The organism is Enterobacter cloacae complex sp. 309I3 (assembly GCF_050031595.1).
Lineage (GTDB): Bacteria > Pseudomonadota > Gammaproteobacteria > Enterobacterales > Enterobacteriaceae > Enterobacter > Enterobacter cloacae.
The window spans coordinates 2,628,148-2,654,031 of sequence record NZ_JBLGWI010000001.1; the positions used below are offsets into that span (position 1 = coordinate 2,628,148).

At 54.6% G+C, this 25,884-nt stretch carries 19 protein-coding genes; 4 read left to right on the top strand and 15 right to left on the bottom strand.

What is annotated here, in order from left to right:
• Positions 1-63 precede the first annotated feature (63 nt).
• From ACQG22_RS12400 to ACQG22_RS12450, 11 genes are all read right to left on the bottom strand, one after another.
• A complete protein-coding gene (locus ACQG22_RS12400) occupies positions 64-654 on the bottom strand; it encodes a hypothetical protein (protein ID WP_222168444.1) in 591 nt (196 codons plus the stop codon).
• Positions 655-664: 10 nt separating this feature from the next.
• Positions 665-2,779, bottom strand: a complete 2,115-nt coding sequence (locus ACQG22_RS12405; protein ID WP_426711544.1) for a M23 family peptidase — start codon at positions 2,777-2,779, stop codon at positions 665-667.
• A 14-nt stretch (positions 2,780-2,793) separates the two neighbouring features.
• Positions 2,794-5,235 carry a type VI secretion system Vgr family protein gene (locus ACQG22_RS12410; protein ID WP_369706959.1) on the bottom strand — a complete coding sequence of 814 codons (2,442 nt, stop codon included), beginning with the start codon at positions 5,233-5,235 and terminating at the stop codon, positions 2,794-2,796.
• Positions 5,232-7,868: a type VI secretion system ATPase TssH gene (gene tssH, locus ACQG22_RS12415; RefSeq protein ID WP_369706960.1), complete on the bottom strand. Its 2,637-nt coding sequence runs from the start codon at positions 7,866-7,868 to the stop codon at positions 5,232-5,234. Before tssH ends, ACQG22_RS12410 begins: the two co-directional genes overlap by 4 nt.
• 172 nt (positions 7,869-8,040) lie before the next feature.
• Positions 8,041-8,532 carry a type VI secretion system effector Hcp gene (gene hcp, locus ACQG22_RS12420; RefSeq protein WP_038985100.1) on the bottom strand — a complete coding sequence of 164 codons (492 nt, stop codon included), beginning with the start codon at positions 8,530-8,532 and terminating at the stop codon, positions 8,041-8,043.
• Positions 8,533-8,537: 5 nt separating this feature from the next.
• Positions 8,538-10,244, bottom strand: coding sequence for an OmpA family protein (locus ACQG22_RS12425; RefSeq protein WP_369706961.1), 1,707 nt, complete (start codon positions 10,242-10,244; stop codon positions 8,538-8,540).
• Complete coding sequence (gene tssL / locus ACQG22_RS12430; RefSeq protein ID WP_013096431.1) at positions 10,241-10,933, bottom strand: type VI secretion system protein TssL, short form; 693 nt, start codon at positions 10,931-10,933, stop codon at positions 10,241-10,243. Before tssL ends, ACQG22_RS12425 begins: the two co-directional genes overlap by 4 nt.
• Positions 10,930-12,270: a type VI secretion system baseplate subunit TssK gene (gene tssK, locus ACQG22_RS12435; RefSeq protein ID WP_369706962.1), complete on the bottom strand. Its 1,341-nt coding sequence runs from the start codon at positions 12,268-12,270 to the stop codon at positions 10,930-10,932. The genes tssL and tssK overlap by 4 nt, the downstream gene beginning before the upstream one ends.
• Positions 12,271-12,287: 17 nt before the next feature.
• The gene (tssC, locus tag ACQG22_RS12440) at positions 12,288-13,823 is read right to left on the bottom strand and encodes a type VI secretion system contractile sheath large subunit (RefSeq protein ID WP_045903418.1); all 1,536 of its coding nucleotides are present in this window, start codon (positions 13,821-13,823) and stop codon (positions 12,288-12,290) included.
• A gap of 41 nt (positions 13,824-13,864) precedes the next feature.
• Positions 13,865-14,356, bottom strand: a complete 492-nt coding sequence (gene tssB, locus ACQG22_RS12445) for a type VI secretion system contractile sheath small subunit (RefSeq protein WP_369706963.1) — start codon at positions 14,354-14,356, stop codon at positions 13,865-13,867.
• A gap of 584 nt (positions 14,357-14,940) precedes the next feature.
• Positions 14,941-16,557, bottom strand: a complete 1,617-nt coding sequence (locus ACQG22_RS12450) for a peptide ABC transporter substrate-binding protein (RefSeq protein WP_095454494.1) — start codon at positions 16,555-16,557, stop codon at positions 14,941-14,943.
• A gap of 182 nt (positions 16,558-16,739) precedes the next feature.
• Between ACQG22_RS12450 and mpaA the strand changes: the two genes are divergently transcribed.
• Positions 16,740-17,453 (top strand): murein tripeptide amidase MpaA, encoded by a 714-nt coding sequence (gene mpaA, locus ACQG22_RS12455; protein ID WP_013096425.1) that lies wholly within the window; start codon positions 16,740-16,742, stop codon positions 17,451-17,453.
• On the opposite strand, the gene ycjG is transcribed toward mpaA, so the two are convergent.
• Positions 17,444-18,409 (bottom strand): L-Ala-D/L-Glu epimerase, encoded by a 966-nt coding sequence (gene ycjG / locus ACQG22_RS12460; RefSeq protein WP_013096424.1) that lies wholly within the window; start codon positions 18,407-18,409, stop codon positions 17,444-17,446. The two genes, mpaA and ycjG, sit on opposite strands and share 10 nt — an antisense overlap.
• Before the next feature lie 107 nt (positions 18,410-18,516).
• On the opposite strand from ycjG, the gene tpx reads away from it, so the two are divergent.
• Both tpx and ACQG22_RS12470 read left to right on the top strand, forming a co-directional pair.
• Positions 18,517-19,023 carry a thiol peroxidase gene (gene tpx, locus ACQG22_RS12465; protein ID WP_013096423.1) on the top strand — a complete coding sequence of 169 codons (507 nt, stop codon included), beginning with the start codon at positions 18,517-18,519 and terminating at the stop codon, positions 19,021-19,023.
• Positions 19,024-19,342: 319 nt separating this feature from the next.
• Entirely contained in the window at positions 19,343-20,551 is a 1,209-nt protein-coding gene (locus tag ACQG22_RS12470; protein WP_038986166.1) for an aldose 1-epimerase family protein, read from the top strand.
• Between the two features lie 35 nt (positions 20,552-20,586).
• On the opposite strand, the gene tyrR is transcribed toward ACQG22_RS12470, so the two are convergent.
• From tyrR to ACQG22_RS12485, 3 genes are all read right to left on the bottom strand, one after another.
• Positions 20,587-22,128, bottom strand: coding sequence for a transcriptional regulator TyrR (tyrR, locus tag ACQG22_RS12475; protein WP_013096421.1), 1,542 nt, complete (start codon positions 22,126-22,128; stop codon positions 20,587-20,589).
• Positions 22,129-22,241: 113 nt separating this feature from the next.
• The gene (locus ACQG22_RS12480) at positions 22,242-23,294 is read right to left on the bottom strand and encodes a YcjF family protein (RefSeq protein WP_020689208.1); all 1,053 of its coding nucleotides are present in this window, start codon (positions 23,292-23,294) and stop codon (positions 22,242-22,244) included.
• On the bottom strand, positions 23,291-24,688 hold the full coding sequence (locus tag ACQG22_RS12485) for a YcjX family protein (protein ID WP_013096419.1): 1,398 nt from the start codon (positions 24,686-24,688) through the stop codon (positions 23,291-23,293). Before ACQG22_RS12485 ends, ACQG22_RS12480 begins: the two co-directional genes overlap by 4 nt.
• A 151-nt stretch (positions 24,689-24,839) precedes the next feature.
• Here ACQG22_RS12485 and ACQG22_RS12490 point away from each other — a divergent pair, with 151 nt between their 5' ends.
• Positions 24,840-25,850 (top strand): LacI family DNA-binding transcriptional regulator, encoded by a 1,011-nt coding sequence (locus ACQG22_RS12490; RefSeq protein ID WP_013096418.1) that lies wholly within the window; start codon positions 24,840-24,842, stop codon positions 25,848-25,850.
• The last annotated feature ends 34 nt before the right edge of the window (positions 25,851-25,884 follow it).

The window sequence follows — 25,884 nt, forward strand, 5'->3', positions numbered from 1 at the left end:
TCAAACCTCGCTAAAAAAATCGACATTTTTAAACAGCACTCGAAATCAAACTCCTTCACATTTTCACCAATTTATATTCATTGATTCAAAAACTGATTCAACTTTTTCTAGAAAACAGATTTCATTTTTCTGAGAGTATTTTATTAGAGCGGAACTATATACTGCTGCGTAATCATCTTGCGAGTAAAAATATATATCCCTAACAATGCTTATCGGTTTTCTTTTTTTATCCTCAAAAACAATATCAGAAACAACCACACCTCCTTTACCCTTTGGAGTGAATTTTATTTTTACAATTGGATTTAATGCTTCAATGTATTTATTGTTGCCACTTTGCTTTGCAATATCATGTATTGTACTTTTTAATTCATCTTCATCATAGCTATACGTTTTATTTGATTCATCCCATCTGAGATAGCTTGCTCCACCTGTGGGGTTTGCCTCTGAGGTAAGATTGAATATATCTTTTATCCCTTTATACTGTATTGGAACCGGTTTATAACGACATTCAGAATCAGAAGACGCTTGTTCAATGGGGGCGTAATTAAAATCTCCGGTATCGAACTCTATCGTTTTACAAAAATCAATGTTTTTTGCATAAGCATTAATAACCACTCCCATTGAAAAAATGGCAACCAAAAGCTTAATTTTCATATTAGCACCATCAGCTTAAAAATTTTACATTATCATTTGCAGAAACACTATCATTTAAAGCGTAAAATGCGTGTTCAAAACAAGGCCACCGGATACCATCTAATCCAGTGCTCCCTCCATTAACACACTTAGTTACCGCCTTCACTTCTGCATAAGTAGTCCCTTGATCGGCCCAGTAATGTATACTCAACGCCCCCCAATTAACTAGTTTTTTATTCTGCACCTTCACTCTTTGCTTCTGAATCCAATAAAATCCGCCTGCGTCACAACAATAATAAGATGACGATATTAAATTTTCCGCACTAGCTGAACTTATGAACTTTGTGGCATCCCCCTTATATTCACCATATATTTTATAGTTATTCCTACCTGTAAGCTGTATAATTCCACGGCCTTTAAATTTGATGCCATCTCCAACTTGATTGTTTCCAAGTTTTTTAGCGAGTTCGTTTTTATTATTATGTTTTGAATCAAATTCAGGTTCATACTTATCAAAATATGAATCTTTCCCTTTCTCTTCACATTCGCTCATACGGCCTGTTTCACAATATATTTGTGAAAGAAAATGAGCTAATCGCATTGTGCTATTTACACCAAAAGTTCTCATTACCAATGCCAGGCTTTTTCTCATTTCTGATGGGCGAATTGTTGCTCCTGACGATTTTTCTTTCTTTTGATTAAGGTACTCAATGACGTTTTTTTCCGTCAGTCGCCCTTCTTCTCTTAATGTTGATTCATTCTTAACAGTTTTTCTAACCGTTCTTACAAAATCCGGCTCACTCAACCAACTACATTTTCTAAAATGTTCAATGAATGCTTTTGGCTCAAAATGCCACAGTCTTCCACTACTGAATGCTCCGGAATCAAAACACAGCGCTTCTGCATGAGCTTTAAATTTTGCATAATCTGCTTCCGTCATCGGAGCACGCTTATCATCCCCCGTTTTCAGCCATGAAAAACGGGTGTCGATCGTACTTTTTTCCCATTCGAACGGGAAATGACAGATTAACTTTCCACACTGATTATTGTACTCACCTTCCTCCTGCAGCTTCCTGATTATGGCCGAGCTACACTGACTGTTACTGTCAGCATCGTCATCGACCAGCTGCCAGCCCGTCCAGTGAGGAAAATCAGCGTCACTGAACTTTTTGATGTTCGCGTCAGCGAGATTAACCACACCTTTGCCACCCGGGTAATTCACGGTCATCCATAATGGCGCATCTGCCGGTGCCAGCGTTTCGTGCTCCGTATTGATCACCCGGCCAAAACGAAGCAGTTCAAACCCCGCGCTGGGGCTTTCCATATAATTCCGCATCGCGGTTTTATAAAGATTATATTCGTAGTCTTCACCGTCAGCATTCACCAGAGGGTCGCCCAGCAGATCATACTTCCCGTCAGTCTGTGTATTTTTCTGGCGGGTCACCATCGTGCAGCTGCCTTGTGCCAGAGTCATACTGACATACAGCGGCGCACTGCTGGTATACAACTCCGAAAGACCGGTTATGGAAGTACTGTTATCTGCGGGTGCCTTGTCATAAAACTTCGTTCCGGCCGGAAGATAAAAGTGAATATCGCCGTAAACTGCATCGGTTCGGCCATCTTTCGACACATCCAGTTCACGGGTCGTTCTGCCCGCCAGCTTGCTGATATTGTCGTCATCACAAAAAATCTGGAAATGGAATTCATTCTGACCACTGCACATTCCTGAAGAGCCCAGGGGGGCTTTACGGTATATTTTTGCATCCTGTTTGATTTCTGCCTCCAGAAATTTCATATGCATATACAGTGAATAGAAGACGACCTTCCCGTCTTCTCCGCTTCCTATCTCCGTTTCATGCTTCAGCAAAACATAGCCATCATCTGTCGGTCCGAGATAATTGAGTGGTTCTGCATCTTTAGACGATGATGGCTGACGGAACGAAACCACCACGCCATCAGCAATTGCCCGTATTTTTTCAGGAGAATTTCCTTCGTCTGTATGTGTAATGTGAACACCCCCATGCCAGGATTCTGCTCCGTTCAACGGGAACCCCTGGTCTGTATTTACCGGCATCATTGCGCCAGTCCAGTCGGCATCAGTCTGGGATGCAGTTCTGTTTCTCAGAAACGGTGGGCTGATAATCATGTAATGACTCCGTGTCAGGAAAAAAGGAAATAACTGGCTGGCGCTGTTGCTTCCGGACCAGCAGGACCAGCACCCGGGACATCTTCATCTTTGTCTGTTTTTTCTTGCTGGTTGTTACCGGAGCTGGCAGGCTCTGCTACTACCGGAGCAACACTCGGAAAATCTTCTGGTTTATTTGCCTTCTGCTGACGATCATAAAATCCTGCCCGTGTCCGGTAATCCCCGAGCGTCGCCGCCTCAATCGCATTCGCATCCAGCGTGATATAGCTCCCGCCGCCGTTCAGCGTGATCTTCTTCTTCGCAAGGATCTGGATTGCATCTTCCGTGCTGACGATGCTGATTTCCTTGCGTGCCAGCAATTCCATCAGATCGTTCTGTGCCTGTACCTGCACCGCCCCCTGGTTCGCGATGAGCCTGATCCCCAGTTTGCGCACAAACACGCTCAGGGCATTGCCCACCCCGATGAACAGATTTTTCACCACGCTGATGTCCGCATTTTTACCGGCCGTGGCAATCAGGTTCTGCCCGGCCGATACCTGCAGGTGTTGTCCGCTGGTCAGCGCCATACCGTCCGGTGCGCTCATCAACAGCACCGATTTTTTGAGATCTGTCAGCTGCTGTTCCAGCAGGGTGATTTGCGCCTGAAGATCGGCCGGGTTTGCGGTCGCCTTCTGCGCATCACCGGAGATGGCTGTCATCTGCTCCCGGGCATCGCCGAGGTTGCTGACCGCCGGCTCCATCTCCAGCACCTGGCCCTGCGCCTTCGCCTGCCCGTCCGCCGAGATGAATATCCCTTTCTGCGCCCGGATGGCACCCCAGCTGTCGGTTCTGAGCTCAAACCCCTCGCCGCGCTGCTGTTTTTCGCTGTCGACCAGGTGGCCGAGATTCAGCTGGCTCTTGCCGCCGTATTCCGTGCTGACCTTGATATGCTCTTTCCCGCGCTCATCGTCGAGGCGGATTTTGTTGTTCGCCGGGGTGCGCAGAACGTTACGTTTGTAGTTGCGGATGGTGACGTGGTCACCGTGCGCTGAGTCGTGCAGCACACCGGCGATGTACGGCCGGTCCGGGTTGCCGTCTTCAAAACCTATCGCCACTTCGGTACCCGCCAGCAGCGGCAGGTGCAGGCCGTACGTGTCGCCGGCATACGGGCGGGACTGGCGGACCCACAAGCTCTCGAACCCGGTCTCCCAGTTGTCCCGGTCGAACAGCATGTTGACGCGGTAGCGGCCGTCTTTATCGATATGTCCGTAGATGTCGTTCTCGGTGGTACTGGTGACGCGGGCCGGTAAGGTGCCGGCCATCACCGGACGGCTGCCTGGCTCCGGGCGGAAACAAAAATCGGTGCTGTCCGGGATACCGTCAAACCTGACGCCAAAATCTTCATCACGCCGGGCATGGCTGTGCATCGCCGTAACAACCACGCCCTGCGCAAACACCTCAGCCACTTCATAACCACCGGTGACTTTCACTACCTGCCCCGGAGAGAGCACCGGACAGCTGGTGAAGGCCCGGGTCTTCGTCTGGCCATTCAGGTAACGTTCGTGACGAATGCGGGCGTAAAACGCCCCGGACTCCGGCGCCGGGTTGCGGTCATACGCGCTGCCGGGTGTCAGGTAGTTATCGGCCCAGTGATAGGCCTCACCATATGTGGTGGTATCCCCGCAGGTCGCATCCACCAGGGTATTCATGTCTTCCGTGGCCTGGCGGTAGTTGTAGTCGCGGGTGCTGACCTGCTTCTGCACCACGTTATGGTGGCTCTCCATCTCCCACACTGAGTCCACACCCTGTGAGTGCTGCCCTGACGGCGGCACCGACGGCAGCGCCAGACCTTTCTCATACCCCTGCTGGCTGTCGTAAAACTCCACCACGTCGATGTTCAGCCGCGTGTCGGTGGTGAAGCGGAACCAGATACCGACCTCACCCAGCAGGCGGGTGATAAAGTGCAGGTCGTTCTCACCGTACTGCATCACCTGCTCACGACGTGGATACTCTCGGGTGAGCGAAAACAGGAAATCCTGGCCGCGCATGCCGTGGCGCTCGCGCAGGATTTTCTCCGCAATCTGCGGGACGGACATGTCCTGGTAAATGGCGTTCTGGTGAGAGCGGTCAAGCAGTGCCAGACGCGGCTCAAGCGTTACCGCGTAGCGGGTTTCATCTTTTGAGGTGCCAAGACGCTCAAGCCCGCTCACCATCCCCTGTATCACCCGCACCGGCTGCTGCACCTTAATGCCGTAACCCTGGTCAACCGGAGCCTGCAGCGTCAGGGAAGCGGCCTTCATCAGCATCATCTCTTTGCTGATGGCATGGTCCGCACTGGTGAACTCAATACGGTAGCGGAAGGGTTTACTCAGGGCTTCATCGCCCTCAAACGCCAGCACATCAAGCCCTGCGTCACATCCCTTCACCGAAAGCAGGTGATGGTTGTGGCTGAATCTCAGCGGGGGATTACTGCTCATGCGTGCACTCCTTCTGTGCAGTCAAACTCCAGCACAATCCCTTCTTCATCATTCCATCCCAGCGTCAGAGACTGCGGCTTTTGCTTCGCCGCCATGTGGGTCAGCAGCTGCTGGCTCAGCACCGGTAAAATCTGCTGGTTCAGCAGGCTGTCAACGTTGCGCGCCCCGGTGTCCGGCAGCAGGCAGGCGACGGTCAGGGCGTCATACAGGCTCTCGTCAATTTTGGTGGTCAAACCGTAGTGTCGGCTCAGCCGCCTGCTCACCTGGGCGAGCTTCATTTCCACAATGGTGCGCATGGCGGCCTCCGCCAGAGGACGATAAATCACCGTCTGGAAACGCGCCAGCAGCGCAGGCTGGAAGTGGTCACGCAGGATCGGACGCAGCAGTTCATGCAGGTCACCTTCTGTGGCCTCCGGCTGTTCATCCAGCAGCTGCATGATGTGGTCGCTGCCGAGGTTCGAGGTCATCAGAATGACGGTGTTACGGAAGTCGATTTCACGCCCCTCGCCGTCGCGCATAAAGCCGCGGTCGAAGACCTGGTAGAACAGGTTCATCACGTCACGGTGCGCTTTCTCCACCTCGTCCAGCAGCACCACGCTGTACGGGCGCTTGCGCACTGCCTCGGTGAGAATACCGCCCTGACCGTAACCGACATACCCCGGCGGTGAGCCTTTCAGCTGGGAGACGGTGTGCGGCTCCTGGTATTCAGAGAGGTTGATGGTAATCAGCGACTTTTCGCCGCCATAAAGCGCATCGGCGAGTGTGAGCGCAGTTTCGGTTTTCCCTGTACCGCTCGGGCCGGTCAGCAGGAACACGCCCTGTGGGCCGTTTTCTGGCGTCAGCCCGGCTCTGGACGCGCGCAGACGCTGCGCGATGGCGTTCAGCGCCGCGTCCTGGCCCACCACGCGTTTACCGAGGTGCTCTTCGAGGCGTAACAGTTCCGTCTGCTCATCCTTCATTAATGAGGAGAGCGGCACACCGGTCCAGTCGGCAATCACGGTGGCGACGGTACGCGCATCCACATCCAGTCCCAGCAGCGGGTTACCCTGCTGAACGTCACTCAGTTGCTGTTGCAGGCCGGCAATCTCCGCCTGACGGGAAAGGTCCGCACGGCAGGCGAGCAGTTCTTCCGTGAGTTTCAGCTCCTGGCCGTACTGCGCTTCCCGTTCGTCGAGCTCCAGAATAATGCGGACTTCATCCTGTTCGATGGCCGCCAGACGTTCACCGTGGGTGATGTTACCCACCGCGATATCTTCCAGTAACGCCTGCTTTTCCATCGCCAGGGCCGTGAGCTGCGCCTTCATCCGGGTCAGCGGCTCCGGCACGGTGTCGAGGCTCATCCGCACGCGGGCCGAGGCGGTGTCCAGCAGGTCAACCGCCTTGTCCGGCAGCTGACGGCCGGTCAGGTAACGACGGGAAAGGGTCACCGCCGCCCTGACCGCCTCATCGGTAATGTGCACCCCGTGGTGCTGCGCGTAGCGGGATTTCAGCCCCCGCAGCATCAGGCAGGCGGTGTCGTCGTCCGGCTCATCCACCTTCACCATCTGGAAACGCCGCTCCAGTGCCGCGTCGCGCTCAAAATACTGCTTGTATTCGCTCCAGGTGGTGGCCGCGATGGTCCGCAGTTCGCCGCGGGCGAGCGCCGGTTTCAGCAGGTTGGCCGCATCCGCGCCCCCGGCCTGATTACCCGCACCGATAATGGTGTGCGCTTCGTCGATAAACAGCAGCACCGGGGACGGAGACTGCTGCACCGCATCAATGACGTTTTTCAGGCGCTGTTCAAACTCCCCCTTCACGCCTGCCCCCGCCTGTAACAGACCGAGGTCCAGCGTGCGCAGGCTCACCGTTTTCAGGGGTTCCGGTACATTCCCTTCGGCGATGCGCAGCGCCAGCCCTTCCACCAGGGCGGTTTTCCCCACGCCCGGCTCCCCGACCAGAATCGGGTTGTTCTTGCGACGCCGCGAGAGAATATCCACCATCTGGCGGATTTCATTGTCGCGGCCGAATACCGGGTCGATTTTTCCCTCACGCGCGTTAGCGGTGACGTCAAGGGTGAACTTGTCCAGCGCGTTCTGCAGGGCCGGATTCAGTTCGCCCTCTTTCACCTCACTGCCGGACAGCGGCACGCTGCAGCCCTGCGTCAGCTCCTCTTCCTGCTGTACCTCTTCGCGCTCGTCTGACTGCGCATCCAGCAGCGGTCGCAGACGCTCAAGCTGGCTCAGCCCCAGCGTCAGCAGCGGCCACAGACCGTCGCAGCGCACCAGGCTCTGCCGGTCCACCAGCGCCATCAGCAGGTGCTGGCTGCGGATCTGCGCTTCGCCTGCCAGCGAGGCGCGCAGCCACGCGTCCTGCATCAGGGTCTGAGTGCTGTCCGAAAGCTGCGGACGGCCGCGCACTGAACGGGGCAGCTTCTCCAGAAAATTCAGCAAATCCTGCCAGATGGCGTCCATATCCCACTCGTAGCGGCGTGCCAGCACCGTCAGATCACCTTCCCCCTGTTCGAGCAGCTTCAGCAGCCAGTGCTCGGGCAGGATTTCCGCATGGGCGCGGGTCTGGCACAGGGAGGCCGCGCCTTCCATCGCACGGGCGCAGTAGGGGTTCAGACGACGTAACAGGCTGGCTGGATTTTCCATGAGACTCTCTCTTTATCAGTTCCGGGCACGCTACCGCCCGTCGCTTTTCCTGTCATTCAGGAACCCAAAGCGCATAAGGTCGGGCAGGCAGATTGTGTTTTTCTTTGCTGAACGTCCGCGGTTACAGGCGTTCAGCAAAAACGGCGGACGGGAGAACCCGTCCGCACAAGACTCAGGCGGTGGCGCGTTCGTTCCAGGAATCGGAATGAATGATGTTGCCGTCCTTGTAGGTCCAGGTGATTTTTTCGTAGCGCAGCTCAATCTGCTCCAGATGGTTGTGCTTCTCGAAAGACGGATCCTTGATGTCATGCATCACCGGATTCACCTTCACCACCTTCACGTTTTCCAGTCTGGTGTTGAAGTACTCCACTTCCTGGCCGGCATCGTTGATTTTGTACCACTTGAATTCCGCAGACTTCAGGGTCTGACCGGTGGTCACCGCCTTGTACAGATACGGGCTGGAGGAGTCGATCTCCTTGGTGAACAGGAACGGCGTGTGGATACGGGTGCCGGTCAGCTTGCCGGTGTTGTTGTCGGTCGGGATGTACAGGTTGTGTTCCTGAGCAACAACTTCGATGCTGCCTTCACGATCCTGAACGTCCACGGAACCTTTGATGTCCGCGCCGCCATCGTCCTTCAGCCACAGATAAACAGGAATTGCCATGTTAATTACTCCATTTCATTTTTTGAGACGCCATCATCCTGCGATGGCGCGGGGGTATTGCCCGGCAGCTGACAGGCATTCGCCTGCGGCACCAGACTGATTTCGACACGGCGGTTCAGCGCCCGGCCTTCCGCCGTGTCGTTGGTGGCAACAGGACGGCTTTCGCCGTAGCCCTGCACCGCAAAGCAGCTCTCCGGCACGTCGCCGGTATCGCGCATCCAGTCGCGCACAGACTCCGCACGCTTAAGCGACAGCACCTGGTTGGACTGGTCATCGCCCGTGCTGTCGGTATGACCCGCTATCACAATCAGCCAGCCGGGCTTCGCCTTAATGCCCACCAGCGAATTCACCAGCAGCTTCGTGGTGCCGGGTTTCAGCGCCCATTTGCCGGTGTCGAACAGCGACATGCTGTCGAGGCGGATGATTTTCGGCGCGACCTTTTCTACAGGCTTCGGTGGAGGAGGTGGTGGTACATACGAACGGATCGCTTCCAGCACCGGTATTCGCAGACGTACTCCCCGATAAAGCCCCAGGCCCAGCCGGGCCGGTACACCATTGCGTGCATGCTCATCCAGCAGCGCCGCATCCTCGCGCAGCACCTGTACGGCGCTGGCTTTCGGACCGTAATCATCCATGGCGATGCTGTTGTAACGGACAATATCGAAGCTCACGCGTTGCAGCAGCTGGCGGTTGTTCCAGCCACTGCTGAGCAGTGCAGCAATGGCCGCCAGCGTGAAAATCCCGAGCGCACAACGCCAGGTTCGCTCACGCGGTGTCAGGCCCCGCCCTTCCGGCAGTAATGGCAGAATAAAATCCGGGAACAGGGAGATGACCGTACTGTCCGTTCCCACCGGCTGCCAGCCAGACACTTGCTGCATCGCGGTGTGACGGGAAAGCCACGTCGTCCAGGCCGATGTGGCCAGGCTTCCGGCCAGGATCGGCCCCATTCCCCACAGCACCGCAACAGGTGCAATGACCGGCACATCGGGGTTCTCATCCATAAAGACGGCCTGGACATGCTGACGGAACCAGTTCATCAGACTATTCATCAGCACCTGTTGCTGCACCGCAGGCGTTCCGCCGGAGGTAACCCATTCAGCAACAGACCCCGGGGCTGAAGATTCACGCCAGACCCTCACGCCTTCTCCCGGGAAAACCGCCTGCCAGAACATGTCATTCGTCATCGCGCTGCCGACCTGACCATTCAGCACCAGCGGCACAGAGTGACCGGTTGCTTTACGCAGCTGGCTGATATGCCAGCGCAGGGTCAGCAGTCGACTGGTCAGGGCTTCGCTGTCATGGTGCTGCTGCGGACAGACGCTGACCATCACCGAAAGCTGACGTCCCCAGTCAGGACGTAACCACAGTATCTGACGGGCGACCTGCGCCAGATCATGATGATCCTCCACGCGGATCCAGCATCCCTGCGTGACAGTGAGTACCGGTGACGAATGCGGCCAGGCCAGAGGCAGATCGCCACAAACCAGCACTACAGGCTGACGGTAAGTTGCGTCAGGCAGGTCCTCCAGGCGCAGGGTGACATCATGCTGTTCACGGCGACTGGCGACAGTCCAGAACGCCACGATAAGCCCCAGAACCACCAACAGAATGAGCACAGAAACCCACCTGGATACAGGCAGAAAACTCAGGCAGACCACGGCACTTAGCAGGACGGCCCACAACGCCAGCCCGCGCCGTTGTACAGGGCTCATTTCACGGCCCCCGGCAACAGGGTTAGCAGCAACTGATCCAGCCAGCGATCCAGTCCCCACCAGAGTGCAGCGACCACTATCACGCTCAGACCAATACGTACGGGCCATGACGCCAGCCAGCCGCCCATGATTCCCCGCCCGGTATGACTTTCCGCCAGTACGGGGTAGGACTGTGGATAGCTGAACGGCGTGACATATTCACTGAGTGCGTTGACAAGTTTCTGGCGCTCCGGGTCATTCAGTGAGCGGTAACTGCCGAGAAAACCCAGCATCATGACCCGCTGGAAGCAGGTCACGACAGCGTGGTCAGGCGCCGGTTCACGCAGCACATCGCGCATCCGATCGCACAGCGTGTCGCCGGCGTCCATAGTGCCGAGGAAGTGCCCCTGCAGGGGAATGTCATACCACTGCACACAGGCGTCATCTTCCACACCACGACCTTTCACCGCCTCATCGAGCAGGGCGCACTGTGCGGTAAGAATATGCTGACAGCTGGCTTCATCGAGTTCACTCGCTTTCAGCTCACGCTGCACACGTTCGACATCAGCAATACAGCGCTCCCACAGCGTGCGCCCTTCGCCCTCCTGAAACGTCGGACCGTGACGCAGGCTGATCACCTGAAGCCAGGTGTCCTGCAGCAGGGCATCAATATCAATGGCCGCGGCAGTGCCGCGTTTACGCTCACTCATGTTCTCAGCACCGCAAAGAGTTCAAGTTCAGGCTCGCCGAGCATGCCCGGAACGTAAAACATGCAGGTCCCACCCTGAAGCATTTCAGTGGCCTGAGGATGAGAGACATCAAGACTGAAATACTGATTTTCCAGACGTAACGGAATGGCTGCCGGTACATGGCGCAGCGGCGTCAGAGGCACGCCGACCCGCGATGAATTGACGATACTTCTGACATGATCGGGGCTGCCGACCTTGCACTGGCGCGGGAACTGCTCCTGCAGTTGTGCCACCGGTGCCGTTGAACGCACCGAGAGGTAGTAATCAGCCCCTTCACGCAGACGTGGGTCATGCAGACGGGCCTGCCAGAAGTGCAGCCGGGCATCGTGCTCAAGCTCAATCGCCACCACCCGCGACGGCAGGCTGGCTTCCAGCAGGTCGCCCAGTAAATCAAACAGCGGCGGGAAGACGTTATTCTGTTGCTCGTGCTGCCAGACCGGGATCGCACTCACCTGATGCTCCAGCGAGAAAGTCAGCAGACTGCCCGCCAGGCGTGCCAGTTCCGGATATAGACGCTCCGGCGGGCTTTGCGGGTGGCGCTGAAACTGTCCGAGCACGGGTTCTGCGCTGTTCAGGGCATTGAGCAGCCAGAACAGGGACACATCCGCCACGGCAAAATCGGCCATCCGCTCATTACTTTCCCGGCGCATGGCCATAAGCCGACTCAGGCGTACACGTAGCTGGCTCATCAGTTGTTCCAGCTGGGTCATCAGCCAGCGACTGCCCTGCAGAGCCAGCAGTGGCGGAAGAAACGTCTCATCCAGTAACCATGCCCCCTGCGAATCCTGCTGCAGGCGGGCAACCGGGCAGGTCAGATAATCGCTGTTGTCCTGACAGGCAAACCGTAGCGTCAACTCAGGTTTCATCACCGCAATCTGGCGGGTATCGTCCCCATAAGCGTTGCGGATATCCCGCCAGCGCTGGCGATAGCGAACAGGGCGTTCGGCCACCGCATCGGGTGTAAGACAGTTGCCGCCATTCGCCCGCAGCAGCGGGAGGGCCAGCACCACCACCGCATCCTGTGATCCACTCTCAAGCGCCAGCACCGGTGGCAGATCGTCAGCATTATCAGTGTCGATAAGCGTCCCGTCAGGGAAACGAATGTGCAGATGACGAGCCTGCAGGCGGCCCAGTTTCAGTGCATCCGGTTCGAAAGTGGCATCAATCACTCCCCAGGGATGGGAGAGACCTAACCGGGCGATGCATTCCGCAGACCAGGCCGCATACGCGGCCTGTTGCTGGAAGTGCTGGGGAGAGACCATCTGGCCCCTGCCCCATAACGGTTGTTCCGTTTTCATTGGCTTCCTGCCTTAACTTACGCTTTCGCCTTCGGCATCTGGCTCACCAGCGACAGGTTCACGTCCATGCCTTCCACCTGGAAGTGCGGCACCGCGAACAGCTTCACGCGGAAGAAGCCTGGGTTGTCCTCAATGTCTTCCACCACCACCTTCGCGTCGCGCAGCGGGTGTGAGGCCTGTAGTTCGTCGCCCGGATCGGTCATTTCGGTCACCAGACTGCGTACCCATGTATTGAGTTCCAGCTCCAGCAGACGGCGATCTTTCGTCGTACCGATATTTTCGCGCTGAATAAGTTTCAGGTAATGCGCAATGCGCGACAGCAGGAAGATATACGGCAGACGGGCATTGATGCGGCTGTTGGCAGTGGCGTCGGCGGTGTCGTACAGCGCCGGTTTCTGCGCCGAGTTCGCCGAGAAGAAGCAGGCGTAGTCGCGGTTCTTGTAGTACGACAGCGGAATAAAGCCCAGGTTAGCGAATTCAAACTCGCGGGTTTCCGGGATCATCACCTCTGACGGGATTTTCACCTGGTTGCCGGTACCCAGATCGTACAGGTGGATCGGCAGGTCTTTCACGGCCCCGCCTGCCTGTGGGCCACGAATTTGCACGCACCAGCCGTTGTTGATGAAGCTCTTCACCATGTTGGAGGCGAAGGAGAAAGATGCGCTCGTCCACAGGTATTTTTCGTGGTCCGGACCTTTCACCTGCTCAACGTAGTTGAAACTGCGAACCGGCACCGTGTCCGGACCGTAAGGCAGACGCCCCAGCACGCGCGGCATCACCAGGCCGATATAACGGGCATCGTCGGTGTCGCGGAAGGATTTCCATTTGATGTATTCGGCACGGTCGAAGTAGTTACCGATGTCCTTAATCGCGGCCACCTCTTCCATCGATTCCTTGAGGAAGAATTTCGGCCCGACGGCACCGATAAACGGCATATGCGCGGCGGCAGAGACTTTCGAGATATTGCGCAACAGCGCCACGTCCTGGGGACTTGCGTCAAATTCGTACGCTGAAATAACCGAGCCAATCGGCTCGCCGCCCGGGGTGTCGTATTCAGCGGTATAGGTGTGCCAGTACAGGCCGCTCTGGATAAGTTCCGGCGCGTCTTCAAAGTCCTGGCGCAGATCCTCTTTTGACACATCCAGAATTTCCGTTTTCACGTTCTGGCGGTAGTCGGTATTGTCCACCAGCTGCTTCAGACCGCGCCACAGGGATTCCACTTTCTGGAATTCTGCATGATGCATCACCGCATCCAGCTGGCGGCTGATTTGGAAATCCAGCTCCGCGATATGGTGGTCAATCAGGGTTTTATCGAGTTTTTCCACAGGCTGGCCGGATTTGCGGATGCAGTCCATAAATACCTGCATCGCGGCCGTCAGGCGCTCACCTGCCGGAGCATCAGACAGTGCGGCATCGTCCAGAAACGCATTGATATCGCCCAGGCTTGTGGCCGGGGTCAGGTTGATTTTGTCGAACAGGGAGGCGTAGACGCTCTCTTTTTCCAGCACAGTGGTCTGCCCCTGCGCGGAGCCATTTTCAGTATTAACAGACATCAGCATTCTCTCGTTTAATCCATTAAAAGACGCGCCCGTTTTTATTTCGGGGCCAGGGCATTCATTTCGTTACGTAATTCCTGAGACAGCGCCGGGTCCTTAAGAATTTTCTCGAGCTCTTTTCTGAAAGTGGCGTTATCCAGCAGATTGGACTTGAGGTCGCGTAATAAATTACGCATCGCCAGCATGGCACGAAGCTGGGGAATTTGTCGGGCCACCTGTTCGGGTTCAAAATCTTTCATATCTGAAAAGCGCAGCGTCACATTCTCTTCCGTACGCTCACCCGCCAGCGTATTCGGAACCGTCATGTTGACCTCCGGGTTAAATTCCGAAAGTACACTGTTGAGGTTATTTTTGTTGACGTTAATTTTCTTTCTTTCAGATAATGGCCGGCTCTCTTTGCCGTTACTGAAATCACCGACAGTGAGTAATTTAAGGGGTAACTCAACTTTCTTCTGCGCCCCTCCGGTATGCAATGCAAGTTTTAAATTAATGCGTGCCTTAGGCACTTCGTTCTGGAACGTATCAGCCATAGCAGTCCCTTTCCTTAAGGAATGTTTGTTGAAGTTAACGACGTTTCTGAATAAATCGATATTAGAACAAAACGCTACAATAGATCAACTACCTGGAATCAAAGGCCAAATTAAGACATTCCTTAAGAATTTTACTCTATATAAATAAAATATGGTTTTGCAGCATGCCTTTTCATAAAGAAATATCAACCACAACTCCGAAAATAGTCAGCATTAGTGGCTATTTCTGCGAAAAAATGAAGATCCATATCCAAACAAAGCAACGTTATTGATTTAAATCAATACAAGAGAAAATATCTACAGCGCTACCTAATAGTATGACCCGCATCAATGTTTACACGCTTCCGCAAGACGCGACACCCATTAAAAAGTCCAATAATGGACAGTTTTTTTAACGAAATGCAATATATTCAAAATATGAATATTTCGCTTAATTTAAAAAAACAGAGCAATACCCAGCGCTGTAAAACACAGTATCAATGCAGCGCCATCTTCACGATCTAGAATGAACAGAAAAGCGCTGGCACGTGATATCGGGCCAGCGCAGTATCAGGAGGGGAAATAAATTAGCAGACTCGCGTTTTTCAGTGCTTCACAATATACATCGTACGGCTGTACGCCACGTCTTCAGGATTATTGATCGGATATCCCTTCACCCAGGGTTTAATCAGACGTCCGTTGGTGTACTGGTAGATCGGCGCAATTGGCGCTTTTTCCGTGAGGATCTTCTCCGCACGATTGTAATCCGCATTACGGGCTTCCGCGGTGGTTTCAAGCGTCGCCTGATTGATGATCTTATCGTAAGCCGGGTCGTTAAAACGGGAGATATTGCCGCTGTGGGTTGAGGTCAGCAGCGACAGGAAGGTCGATGGCTCGTTGTAGTCCCCGACCCAGGACGCGCGGATCACATCAAAATTCCCGGTGTTTCGGCTATCGATATAGGTTTTCCACTCCTGGTTTTGCAGTTTGACGTCTACCCCCAGGTTCTTCTTCCACATCGAAGCCACCGCAATTGCGATTTTCTGATGATTCTCTGAAGTGTTATACAACAGGGTCAGCTTCAGTGGACGCTGAGGACCATACCCCGCCGCCTGCAGCAAGGTTTTGGCCTGCGCGTTTAGCTCCTGCTGCGACATCTGCTCAAACGGTGATGTCTCTGGCGTGAAACCTGCCGTCACATCAGGCGTGAAATGCCAGGCTGGTTTTTCTCCCGTACCTAACACTTTCTCCGCCATAATCCGGCGATCGATGGTCATACTCAGCGCCAGACGCACGCGGGAATCGGCGGTCGGCCCCTTTTGCGTGTTAAATGCATAGTAATACGTTCCCAGCTGCGGTGGCGTGTATACCTGTCCAGGAATATCCTTGAGCAATTTCTGATAAAGGTTTTTCGGGAACGACTCGGTGATATCAATATCACCTGCCAGGTAGCGTTTGGTGGCGGAAGACTCCTGGTTGATCGGAATAAACGTCACTTTTTGAAGAACAGTTTTCGCGTTATCCCAGTAGTGGGTATTCGGCACAACGACCAGCTTCTCATTCACCACACGATCTTTCAGCACATAGGCACCATTGCCCACCAGGGAGCCCGGACGCGTCCACTCTTTACCGCTTTCGACGTTCGCTTTCTGAACCGGATAGAACGCGAAGTTTGCCGTCAGGTTGCTGAACCACGGCAGCGGTTTATCGAGCTGAACGCGTAACGTTCTGGCATCCACCGCCGCTACCCCCAGCGTATCGGGCGCGGCTTTGCCATCAATAATCGCCTGAGCGTTGTTAATGCCTGCCAGAGCAGCAAACCAGGCAAACGGCGAGGTGGTTTTCGGGTCAACCAGACGCTGCCAGCTGTAAACAAAATCCTGCGCCGTGACCGGCGTGCCGTCAGACCATTTTGCATCATCACGCAGGGTAAATGTCCAGATGCGGTTATCGTTACTCTGCCAGCGCGTCGCCACGCCCGGCGTCAACTCCCCTTTCTCATTCTGATTAACCAGGCCTTCAAACAGATCGCGAATCACCTGAATCTCGGGTAGCCCCACGGCCTTGGCCGGGTCCAGTGACGCGGGTTCGTCTTTGATGTGTCTGACCAGCTCCTGTTTTTGCGCCAGCACCGTCCCCTTTGGCACATCAGCAGCGTAAGAAAATGACGATAGCCCGCAAAGGCACAGTGCAGAAAAAAGCAGCGAAACAGGATGCTTCATGAGATCCCCTTTAGAAATCGGTAATACGCGAATGCGTAATTATTTGTTTCGAAACGGCGAAATGCAAATACCTTAAGCCGGAAAGGTGATATCTGGCAATCTTCATCCTTCGATGAAACTATTTGATTAAACGTGGGTTTTGCACAACACTGCCAGTAAGCACTTCTTTATCAGGATTTCCTATGGCAGTTACCCGACCAAGAACGGAACGTGGCGCTTTCCCGCCAGGCACCGAACATTATGGCCAGTCTTTCTTAGGTGCACCGCTGATCTGGTTTCCCGCACCGGATGCCGATCGTCATAGCGGCCTGATTATTGCGGGAACGCACGGCGATGAGAACTCCTCGATCGTCACCCTCTCCTGCGCGTTACGCACCCTTGCACCGACACTACGCCGACATCATGTGATCCTGACCGTCAACCCGGATGGCTGTCAGCTTGGGCTGCGGGCGAATGCGAGAGGGATAGACTTAAACCGCAACTTCCCGGCGGCCAACTGGCGCGCCGGTGAAACGGTATACCGCTGGAACAGCTCGGCTGAAGAGCGTGACGTGGTGTTACTGACGGGAGAAAAACCCGGCTCAGAGCCAGAAACACAGGCACTCTGCCAGTTAATCCACAAGATCCACCCCGCGTGGGTTGTCTCATTTCACGATCCGCTGGCCTGTATTGAAGATCCCCGTCACTCCGCGCTGGGACAGTGGCTTGCCGATGCCTTTGCCCTGCCTCTGGTCAGCAGCGTCGGCTATGAAACACCGGGGTCATTTGGTAGCTGGTGCGCCGATCTGGATTTGCACTGCATCACCGCTGAATTCCCCCCCATTTCTTCCGACGAAGCCAGCGAAAAATACCTGAAAGCGATGGTAGATCTTCTGCGCTGGCAGCCTCAGAGATGAAGCACTCCGCTGGTGAAGGTGAGCGCAGGCGAAACGTCAACCGCCAGCCAGGTCGGGCCATCGAGATCGGCAAACCGGACCTGATTCACCAGCGGTAGCGCCGCATTAATCGCCCGGGAAGTACAGAGCATGCATCCCAGCATCAACGTAAACCCCTTCGCCTGTGCCTGCGACGCCAGCGCCAGCGCCTCGGTCAGCCCACCGGTTTTATCGAGTTTGATATTCACCATCTCATAGCAGCCCGCTAAACCGTCGAGACTGTCACGGGTATGGCAGCTTTCATCGGCGCAGATCGGCAATGGGTGGATAAAGTTCTTCAATGCCGCATCATCCTGTACCGGAAGCGGTTGCTCCAGCATAGCCACCCCCAGATCGGCCAGCAGCTGGCAGCGCGCGGCCAGCCCTTCCGGGTGCCATGATTCGTTGGCGTCGACAATCAACGTGGCGTCCGGCACCGCCGCGCGAATGGCGACCATGCGTTCACTGATCAAGCGATCGTCGAGTTTCACCTTAAGCAGCGTGGCGCCAGCCTCAAAGAGCGCGTTTGCGCTGGCAGCCATCTGCTCCGGCTCGCCAATCACCACGGTTTGCGCGGTCACCACTTTCTCCGGAAGCGTCACGCCGACCAGCGACGGTAAGGATATCTGCTGCTTCGCCGCCTCAAGACTCCACAGCGCACAGTCAATTGCATTACGGGCCGCCCCGGCAGGTAAACGCTGCTGTAACGCCTCACGCGTCAACCCGGTTTGCAGGTCAGGTACCAGGGTCATAATTTGCGCCATCACCGAGGCAAGGCTTTCTCCGTAGCGAGGATAAGGCGTGCATTCACCAACCCCTTTAACCCCTTCTTCTTCTATTTCGACCACCACCACGCAGGCTTCACTTCGGCTGCCACGGGAGATCACAAACGGGGTATGCAATGGCCAGGCTTCTTCATAGACCTTAACGCTTCTCATCACTGACTCCTTGCAGCCCGGTAAGGCGAAAAAATTGGTTTGCCGTGTTATCCGCTGATGGCATACACTAGCCTCGACGTTAACTATATGTAAACAGGAAGATATCTATGTCACAACTCGTTCATTTCCAGGGCAACCCGGTTGCTGTAGCAGGTTCCATTCCTCAGGCTGGCAGCAAAGCGCAGGCTTTTACTCTGGTGGCTAAAGATCTGTCTGACGTCACACTGAGCCAGTTTGCTGGCAAACGCAAAGTACTGAACATTTTCCCAAGCATTGATACCGGCGTCTGTGCCGCATCGGTGCGCAAATTCAACCAGCTGGCCACTGAAATGGACAACACCGTGGTGCTGTGCGTTTCAGCAGACCTGCCATTCGCGCAGTCCCGCTTTTGCGGTGCTGAAGGTCTGAGCAACGTCATCACCCTTTCAACTCTGCGCAGCCCGGATTTCCTGGAAAAATACGGCGTTGGCATTGCTGAAGGCCCACTGAAAGGCCTGGCGGCGCGTGCCGTGCTGGTAATCGATGAAAACGATAACGTCGTGTTCAGCGAACTGGTCAACGAGATCACCACCGAACCTGACTACACCGCTGCGCTGGAATCACTGAAAGCCTGATTATTTACAGGCATTTTATAAAGCTTAGCAATGTAATGAAATAAAAGGTTTATTTAAGAATAGACCTTGCGTTCCAAACCTCGCCGATGCGGGGTTTTTTATTGCCTCAATAGCTGAATCGTTAAAGCAAAAACGTTCTAAAATCACATATATCATGAAATAAAAACGTTCCATTCTCACCATAACGAGATCGCTAACACATGATAAAGGTTTAAAAACCGCAATTTCTCCGCCAGTGAAGCCCGTCACATTTCCCTTCTCCCCTAAACATTAGATTTGCTTACGTGATAAAAAATCGTTTCAGCAAAAGGGATTAAATATGAAGATTAAACTGGCTTTTACGGTCCTTGCGGTACTGATATCTGGACACGCCGCCGCTAAAACCTGGGTGCTGACAAGCGCTGAAAGCGGCGTGGAGAAAGGAAACTGGAAAATTTCCAGCGATGAGCTGAAGTTTAAGGGACAGCCTTTCAGCATCGAGCAAAAAGTCCTGCATGGTGGCAAGCAGGAAGGCAGCAAGGTAATCGTTATAAGCAGCAAAAATGGTCTGACAATTACCCTCAGCCCGACGCGTGGGATGAATCTGCTGCATGTCGAAGGCTTTGGTACTCGAATGGGGTGGGATTCGCCTGTCAAAGAGGTGGTGAATCCGGCCTATATCAATCTGGAAAGTCGAAACGGACTTGGCTGGCTGGAAGGTTTCAACGAAATGATGGTTCGTTGCGGCTATGAATGGACAGGCCACCCGGTCACGGCTGACGGTCAGATTTATACCCTGCACGGCAAGGCGGGAAATACGCCTGCGTCGCAGGTGGAAGTCGATGTTGCTGATGCCGCACCGCATGAAATTCGCATTCGCGGATTAATCAAAGAGAGCACGTTTAAAAAAGCAGATCTGCAGACGATGACCGAACTGCGTTACGTACCGGGCAGCAACCAGTTCAGCCTGCATGATGTTCTGACTAACCATGCTGATTATCCTCATGATTATCAGATTATCTATCACAGCAACTTTGGTACGCCAATCCTCGAAGAAGGTGCCCGCTTCCTTGCGCCGGCCGCCAGCATTGGTCCTTTCAATGACTATGCCAAAGCGGGTCTGGATAACTGGCAAACCTACGCTGGCCCCACTCAGGGCTTTGATGAAATGGTCTTCAATATCAAACCGCTCGCGGATAATAATCATGAAACCCTGGCGGCAGTGGTCAATAAAGCGGGAGACAAAGGTGCGTCAATTCAGTTCGACACGCGGCAGTTGCCTGTCCTGACCTTATGGAAAAATACCGATACGCTCAAACAGGGCTATGTCACGGGTATTGAGCCGGGAACCAGCTACGCCTATCCCGTCACCATTGAACGCGAGGAGAAACGCGTTAAGCAGCTACAACCTGGCGCCAGCACGCAGTTCGACCTGACCTATACCCTGCTTCACAGCAAGGAACAGGTGAAAGAGGTTGAACAGAAAATTGCGGGGATTCAGGGAGAGACAAAAGTCGAGGTAGATACCACGCCTCTGGCGAAAGAGTAAGTGTAAAAAAAGCCTCTTTACAGAGGCTTTTATCGTTATTCGTCACCCTTCTTGTGGTTGAGTCCATATTCACGAAGCTTATTCGCAATCGCGGTATGGGATACCCCCAGGCGTTTTGCAAGCTTACGCGTGCTTGGGTAGCTGCGATAAAGCTGTGTCAGCACGGAACGTTCGAAACGGCTGGTAATATCATCCAGCGAGCCTTCCATCGCCTCTTCGCCCACCGATACCGTTCCGGCATCGTAATCCGGCAACAGGATATCCTGAGGACGCAACTCGTACCCTTCCAGCTGCGTCAGCGCACGATAGACGGCGTTTTTCAGCTGACGAATATTTCCCGGCCAGCCGTAGCGCGTCAGCACCGTACCCAGATCGGCTGACAGTTTCGGACGCGGTACCCCCTGCTCGTCGGCGAAGCGTGCCACAAACAGCTCCGTCAGCGGAATGATATCTTGTGGACAATCGCGCAGCGGTGGAATGTTTAGCGTCAACACGTTCAGTCGATAGTAGAGATCTTCCCGGAACATCCCTTTCTGTACCAGCTCAACGAGGTTTTTCTGGGTGGCACAAATCACGCGCACATCCACGTGAACTTCGTGATCCTCCCCTACGCGACGGAAGGTCCCATCGTTCAGGAAGCGCAGCAGTTTGGCCTGCATGCGCGGCGACATTTCGCCAATTTCGTCCAGCAGCACGGAACCGCCATTCGCCTGCTCGAAGAAGCCTTTTTTGCCTTCCGGGGCGTGACCAAACAGCTCGCTTTCGACGGCATCCTCAGGAATAGAGGCACAGTTCAGCGCCAGATACGGTTTTGCCGCGCGTGGGCTGGCAAGATGCACGGCGTGGGCCAGCAGATCCTTCCCGGTCCCGGTATCGCCGGTAATCAGCAGCGGCGCGGTCAGGCTGGCGAGCTTACGGGCCTGATCGACCACATGACGCATTTTCGGGCTGACGGCAATGATCTGGCTGAACGCTCCCACATCCTGGCTGGAGAGATTTTGCAACTGACGGCCCATCCGCACGGTAGAGCGCAGCATGATAACGGCCCCGGTCAGAACGCGAGTGTCGTTCTCTCCTTTCAGGTACACCGGCGTAATCTCCATCAGGAAATTCTGCCCGTTGATCACCACATGCTCGCTATGCGTATTTTGCGGGTTGCTGTCCAGCCAGCGCTGGAAATTAAACCCCGGGATCAGCTGCGCGGCATGGTGATGAGTGAGCTTGTCCTGACTCTGGGCGAACAGCTGGCAACTCGCATGGTTTACCCGCTCAACTTTGCTTTTCAAATCCAGTGACAGGAAAGGCTCTGGCATGGCTTCAAGCAAGGCGCTCAGGGCGAGGTGCTCGCGCTCAGACGGCATCCAGGGAATGGTGCGTACATCCGTAACGCCAGCGATACGGCGGATTTCAGCCATCAGGCTGCTAAAAGTATTAAATTCAATTTCGGCAAAATTGAGGTAAATTCGCCCGACAGGATCAATCTCGATGCCACGTAAATCAATGCTACGTAAAACAAGGAGATCGAGTAACTCGCGGGTCAGACCGAGACGGTCTTCACAGAAGACTTCAAGACGCATGGGAAATTCACCGTTTTAAGCCAATAACCTTAAAATGATATGTCAGAACACGGTGATGCGGAAGATGGCTGTCAAGAAAGATTGACAGCCAGCACGATAAGTAAACAAACCGGTTACTGAACCGGTTTTTTATTGAGCGTCTCTTTGAGCTGCCCAATCAATTCACGACGAAAATCGCCCAGGCGCGGTTTATCTCCGTCGATCCACGGCAGTGGTCGGCAGACTTCCATCGCTTTAATGCCCAGACGTGCGGTTAACAACCCTGCCCCAATTCCCTGCGCGGCACGCGCTGAGAGACGGGCCGCCAGATCCTGCGACATCCAGTCCATGCCGACTTCGCGCACCAGCTCACTGGCACCTGCAAAGGCGATGTTCAGCAACACCAATTTAAAGAGCCGCAGCCGGCTGTAGTAGCCAAGCTCAATACCGTAAAGACTGGCGATACGGTTTATCAGGCGCAGGTTACGCCAGGCGATGAACGCCATATCCACCAGCGCCAGCGGACTGACCGCGATCATCAGCGTTGATTCCGCCGCAGAGCGGCTAATCTCGCGCCGCGCCTGAGCATCCAGCACAGGCTGCACCATATGCGAGTAGAGCGTCACCACCTCCCTGTCATTTTGCGTTTCGTGAATGGCGGCATACCAGCGCTGCAGTGCCGGGTGCGACTGGTCAATCCCCGCCTGCGCCGCCAGCTTTTCGCAGAATGCCCGACCCTTTCCGGTACCGTGGCTGTGCAGCAGATCGCGTGCTTCATCCCGTTCATGCGCACGCTGCCTCAGACGCCACAGTCGACGCCACTCGGTGACAACCGACCCTACGCCTGCCCCCACGATCAACGCCCCCGCAGCACAACCGCCCAGCGCCACCCAGTCCTGGGTTTGCCAGGCGTTGATACCCCATTGCACGCCTTGTCCCACCACGCTTACGCCGAAGAGCGCCAGCCCGGCCGTGACCATCTTACGCCACAGGCTACGTTTCGGACGTAAAGCAGCCTCAACGACCGCTTCCGCCTGGCCCTCCTCAACGGACGGCTCGTCAGTCAGGGCCGGCGCAAAATGTTCTGCCTGCTCGCCGCTGAACGTCTGCGCCGTTTTAAAGGCCTCCTGCTGCGCCTGCTCAAGCGTCCCGGTAAAGTCAATGCGGGGTTTTAACGGTTCCGTCATCGCAATTTATCTCCAATCAAAAACTCCAGCGCCGCATCCAGACGAATGTGCGGTAACGGCTGATCGACGGTCATGACCTGTGGGCGGAAGGCTTCAAACTGGAAGCCCTGGCTCTGCCAGAATGCCTGCCCCGGAAGGCGTGCAGGCACTTCGCCCGGATACACGGTCAGCGGTTCGCCGTCGCTGAGGCGATTCCCCCGCAGGGCCGGGATTTTCTCGCCGTTAAGATCAATCAGCCCACTTTGCGTCGCCTGTACGGAAGCCAGCCCAAGACAATCCATGCTGATCCCTTCGAACGCCGCATTTTGCCAGGCGTCCTGCACCAGTTGCTGTAACAGCGACACCATGTTGGCATGCTGATCAACCGTTACGTGATCGGCCTTGGTGGCCGCAAACAGCAGTTTGTCGATCACCGGGGAAAAGAGGCGGCGAAACAGCGTACGCTGTCCGTAGTGAAAACTTTGCATCAGTTGCGTCAGCGCCAGGCGCATATCGTTGAAAGCCTGCGGCCCGCTGTTGAGCGGTTGCAGGCAGTCCACCAGCACAATCTGACGATCGAAACGTAAAAAGTGGTTTTTATAAAAACCTTTCACCACTTTTTCACAGTAGTAGTTGTAGCGCTCGCGCAGCATCCCGGCGTTGGTGTGCTTGTCTGCCTGCGCCAGCTTTGCCTCTCCCACGCCATCCACGTCGGGCCACGGGAAGAACTGCAGCGCAGGCGCACCCGCCAGGTCGCCCGGCAAAACAAACCGTCCTGGCTGGATGAAGTGAAGCCCTTCCTGTTTGCACTGATGCAGATAATCCGTCCAGGCTTCGGCAATCGCCGCCAGGCGGTTCTCATCTGCGGGTGCCAGCGGATCTAATCCTGCGCATAACTGCCGCCATTTTGCCGACCACTCCGCGCGGTGACCCTGTAACAAACCGGTCATTTGTCGCGACCAGCTGAGATAATCCTGCGCCAGCATGGGTAAATCGAGCAGCCATTCGCCCGGGTAATCCACAATCTCCAGATAGAGCGTGGAGGTATCCTTGAAGTGGCGCATCAATGATTCATTGGAACGAAAACGCAGCGCGAGACGGATTTCACTCACCCCTCTCGTGGGTGTCGGCCACGCGGGTGGGTCACCGTAAAGCTGTGCCAGCCCTTCATCATAGGTAAAGCGAGGGATACCGAAATCGCGCTGGGGAACGCGCTTAACGCCCAGCAGACGCTCTTCCCGCACCGCACTGAGCAGCGGCAGGCGTGCCCCGGCGTGCAGGTTCAGCAGCTGGTTAACCATCGCCGTGATAAACGCCGTTTTGCCACTGCGGCTAAGCCCGGTGACCGCCAGACGCAAATGGCGATCGACGCCTCGGTTCACCAGAGAGTTGAGTTCGTTTTTAAGTCGCTTCATCGCCGTCCTTCGTCGCTGGAAGCCTGGAATGACTTGCTTCAGAATACAGTAAATGGGGGCAGATCGTTGATTATCAATTCATAATTATTGCTATTGCCGTTTTTTCTCCAGTAAGATGAACGACATTGCCGTCCCGGAGTGAGTAAGGTGTATGTCACCCACCATCTATGATATTGCGCGCGTTGCTGGTGTTTCTAAATCAACCGTGTCCAGAGTGTTGAATAAACAAACCAATATTTCTCCTGAAGCGCGAGAGAAAGTGCTGAAGGCGATTGAAGAGCTAAATTATCAACCAAATAAACTTGCCCGCGCTCTGACCTCATCTGGCTTTGACGCCATTATGGTGATTTCCACCCGCTCAACAAAAACCACTGCCGGTAATCCTTTTTTCTCCGACGTATTGCACGCCATAACCGCCAAGGCGGAACAGGAAGGGTTTGATGTTATTTTGCAAACGTCAAAGAGCAGTGAAGATGACCTGCTAAAATGCGAAAGCAAAATAAAGCAGAAAATGATCAAAGGGGTCATTATGCTGAGTTCGCCTGCCAATGAATCCTTTTTCTCACGGCTCGATATGTACGGTGTGCCGGTAGTCGTAATCGGTAAAGTTGAAGGCGACTTTCAGAATATTTACTCCGTCGATACCGACAATTTTCGTGACAGCGAGATGCTGACCGACACGTTTATTAAAAACGGGCGGAAAAAAATTGCCTGTCTGCATGCGCCACTCGATTATCACGTGTCTATTGATCGTCTGGCGGGTTATAAAGCCAGCCTGGAAAAGGCGAATATTGCTGTTAACCCGGACTGGATCATTGATGGCGGTTATACCCATGAGAGCGCACTTTCAGCGGCCATTACGTTGTTGTCTTCATCCACCCCACCGGATGCGGTATTCGCCACCGACAGCATGAAATTGCTGAGTCTTTATCGCGCTGCGGATGAGTTAAATTTGATGCTACCTGAGCAGGTTGCCGTGGCGGGTTACAGCGATCCGATGCTCTCCCTGATTCTGACGCCTGCGCCAGCTGGATTTGATATTCCTACGCGCAAGCTGGGCGAAGAGAGCTGCGACCTGCTTTTCAGGCGTATCTCCGGTAAACCCGCCCCGCATAAGGTGCTGATTGAGACCCACTTTTCGTTCGCTGATTCTCTTCGCTAAAACCAGGGGCTGATAGCCCCTGGTGAACAGCCGA

Excerpts from the sequence above, each read along its gene's own strand:
- hcp (WP_038985100.1), bottom strand. The coding sequence starts at position 8,532 with ATGGCAATTCCTGTTTATCTGTGGCTGAAGGACGATGGCGGCGCGGAC.
- tssC (WP_045903418.1), bottom strand. The coding sequence starts at position 13,823 with ATGTCTGTTAATACTGAAAATGGCTCCGCGCAGGGGCAGACCACTGTG.
- tssH (WP_369706960.1), bottom strand. The coding sequence starts at position 7,868 with ATGGAAAATCCAGCCAGCCTGTTACGTCGTCTGAACCCCTACTGCGCC.
- tssB (WP_369706963.1), bottom strand. The coding sequence starts at position 14,356 with ATGGCTGATACGTTCCAGAACGAAGTGCCTAAGGCACGCATTAATTTA.
- ACQG22_RS12410 (WP_369706959.1), bottom strand. The coding sequence starts at position 5,235 with ATGAGCAGTAATCCCCCGCTGAGATTCAGCCACAACCATCACCTGCTT.
- ycjG (WP_013096424.1), bottom strand. The coding sequence starts at position 18,409 with ATGAGAAGCGTTAAGGTCTATGAAGAAGCCTGGCCATTGCATACCCCG.
- tssK (WP_369706962.1), bottom strand. The coding sequence starts at position 12,270 with ATGAAAACGGAACAACCGTTATGGGGCAGGGGCCAGATGGTCTCTCCC.
- mpaA (WP_013096425.1), top strand. The coding sequence starts at position 16,740 with ATGGCAGTTACCCGACCAAGAACGGAACGTGGCGCTTTCCCGCCAGGC.
- ACQG22_RS12470 (WP_038986166.1), top strand. The coding sequence starts at position 19,343 with ATGAAGATTAAACTGGCTTTTACGGTCCTTGCGGTACTGATATCTGGA.
- tssL (WP_013096431.1), bottom strand. The coding sequence starts at position 10,933 with ATGAGTGAGCGTAAACGCGGCACTGCCGCGGCCATTGATATTGATGCC.
- ACQG22_RS12480 (WP_020689208.1), bottom strand. The coding sequence starts at position 23,294 with ATGACGGAACCGTTAAAACCCCGCATTGACTTTACCGGGACGCTTGAG.
- ACQG22_RS12405 (WP_426711544.1), bottom strand. The coding sequence starts at position 2,779 with ATGATTATCAGCCCACCGTTTCTGAGAAACAGAACTGCATCCCAGACT.
- ACQG22_RS12450 (WP_095454494.1), bottom strand. The coding sequence starts at position 16,557 with ATGAAGCATCCTGTTTCGCTGCTTTTTTCTGCACTGTGCCTTTGCGGG.
- tpx (WP_013096423.1), top strand. The coding sequence starts at position 18,517 with ATGTCACAACTCGTTCATTTCCAGGGCAACCCGGTTGCTGTAGCAGGT.
- ACQG22_RS12400 (WP_222168444.1), bottom strand. The coding sequence starts at position 654 with ATGAAAATTAAGCTTTTGGTTGCCATTTTTTCAATGGGAGTGGTTATT.
- ACQG22_RS12425 (WP_369706961.1), bottom strand. The coding sequence starts at position 10,244 with ATGAGCCCTGTACAACGGCGCGGGCTGGCGTTGTGGGCCGTCCTGCTA.
- ACQG22_RS12485 (WP_013096419.1), bottom strand. The coding sequence starts at position 24,688 with ATGAAGCGACTTAAAAACGAACTCAACTCTCTGGTGAACCGAGGCGTC.
- tyrR (WP_013096421.1), bottom strand. The coding sequence starts at position 22,128 with ATGCGTCTTGAAGTCTTCTGTGAAGACCGTCTCGGTCTGACCCGCGAG.
- ACQG22_RS12490 (WP_013096418.1), top strand. The coding sequence starts at position 24,840 with ATGTCACCCACCATCTATGATATTGCGCGCGTTGCTGGTGTTTCTAAA.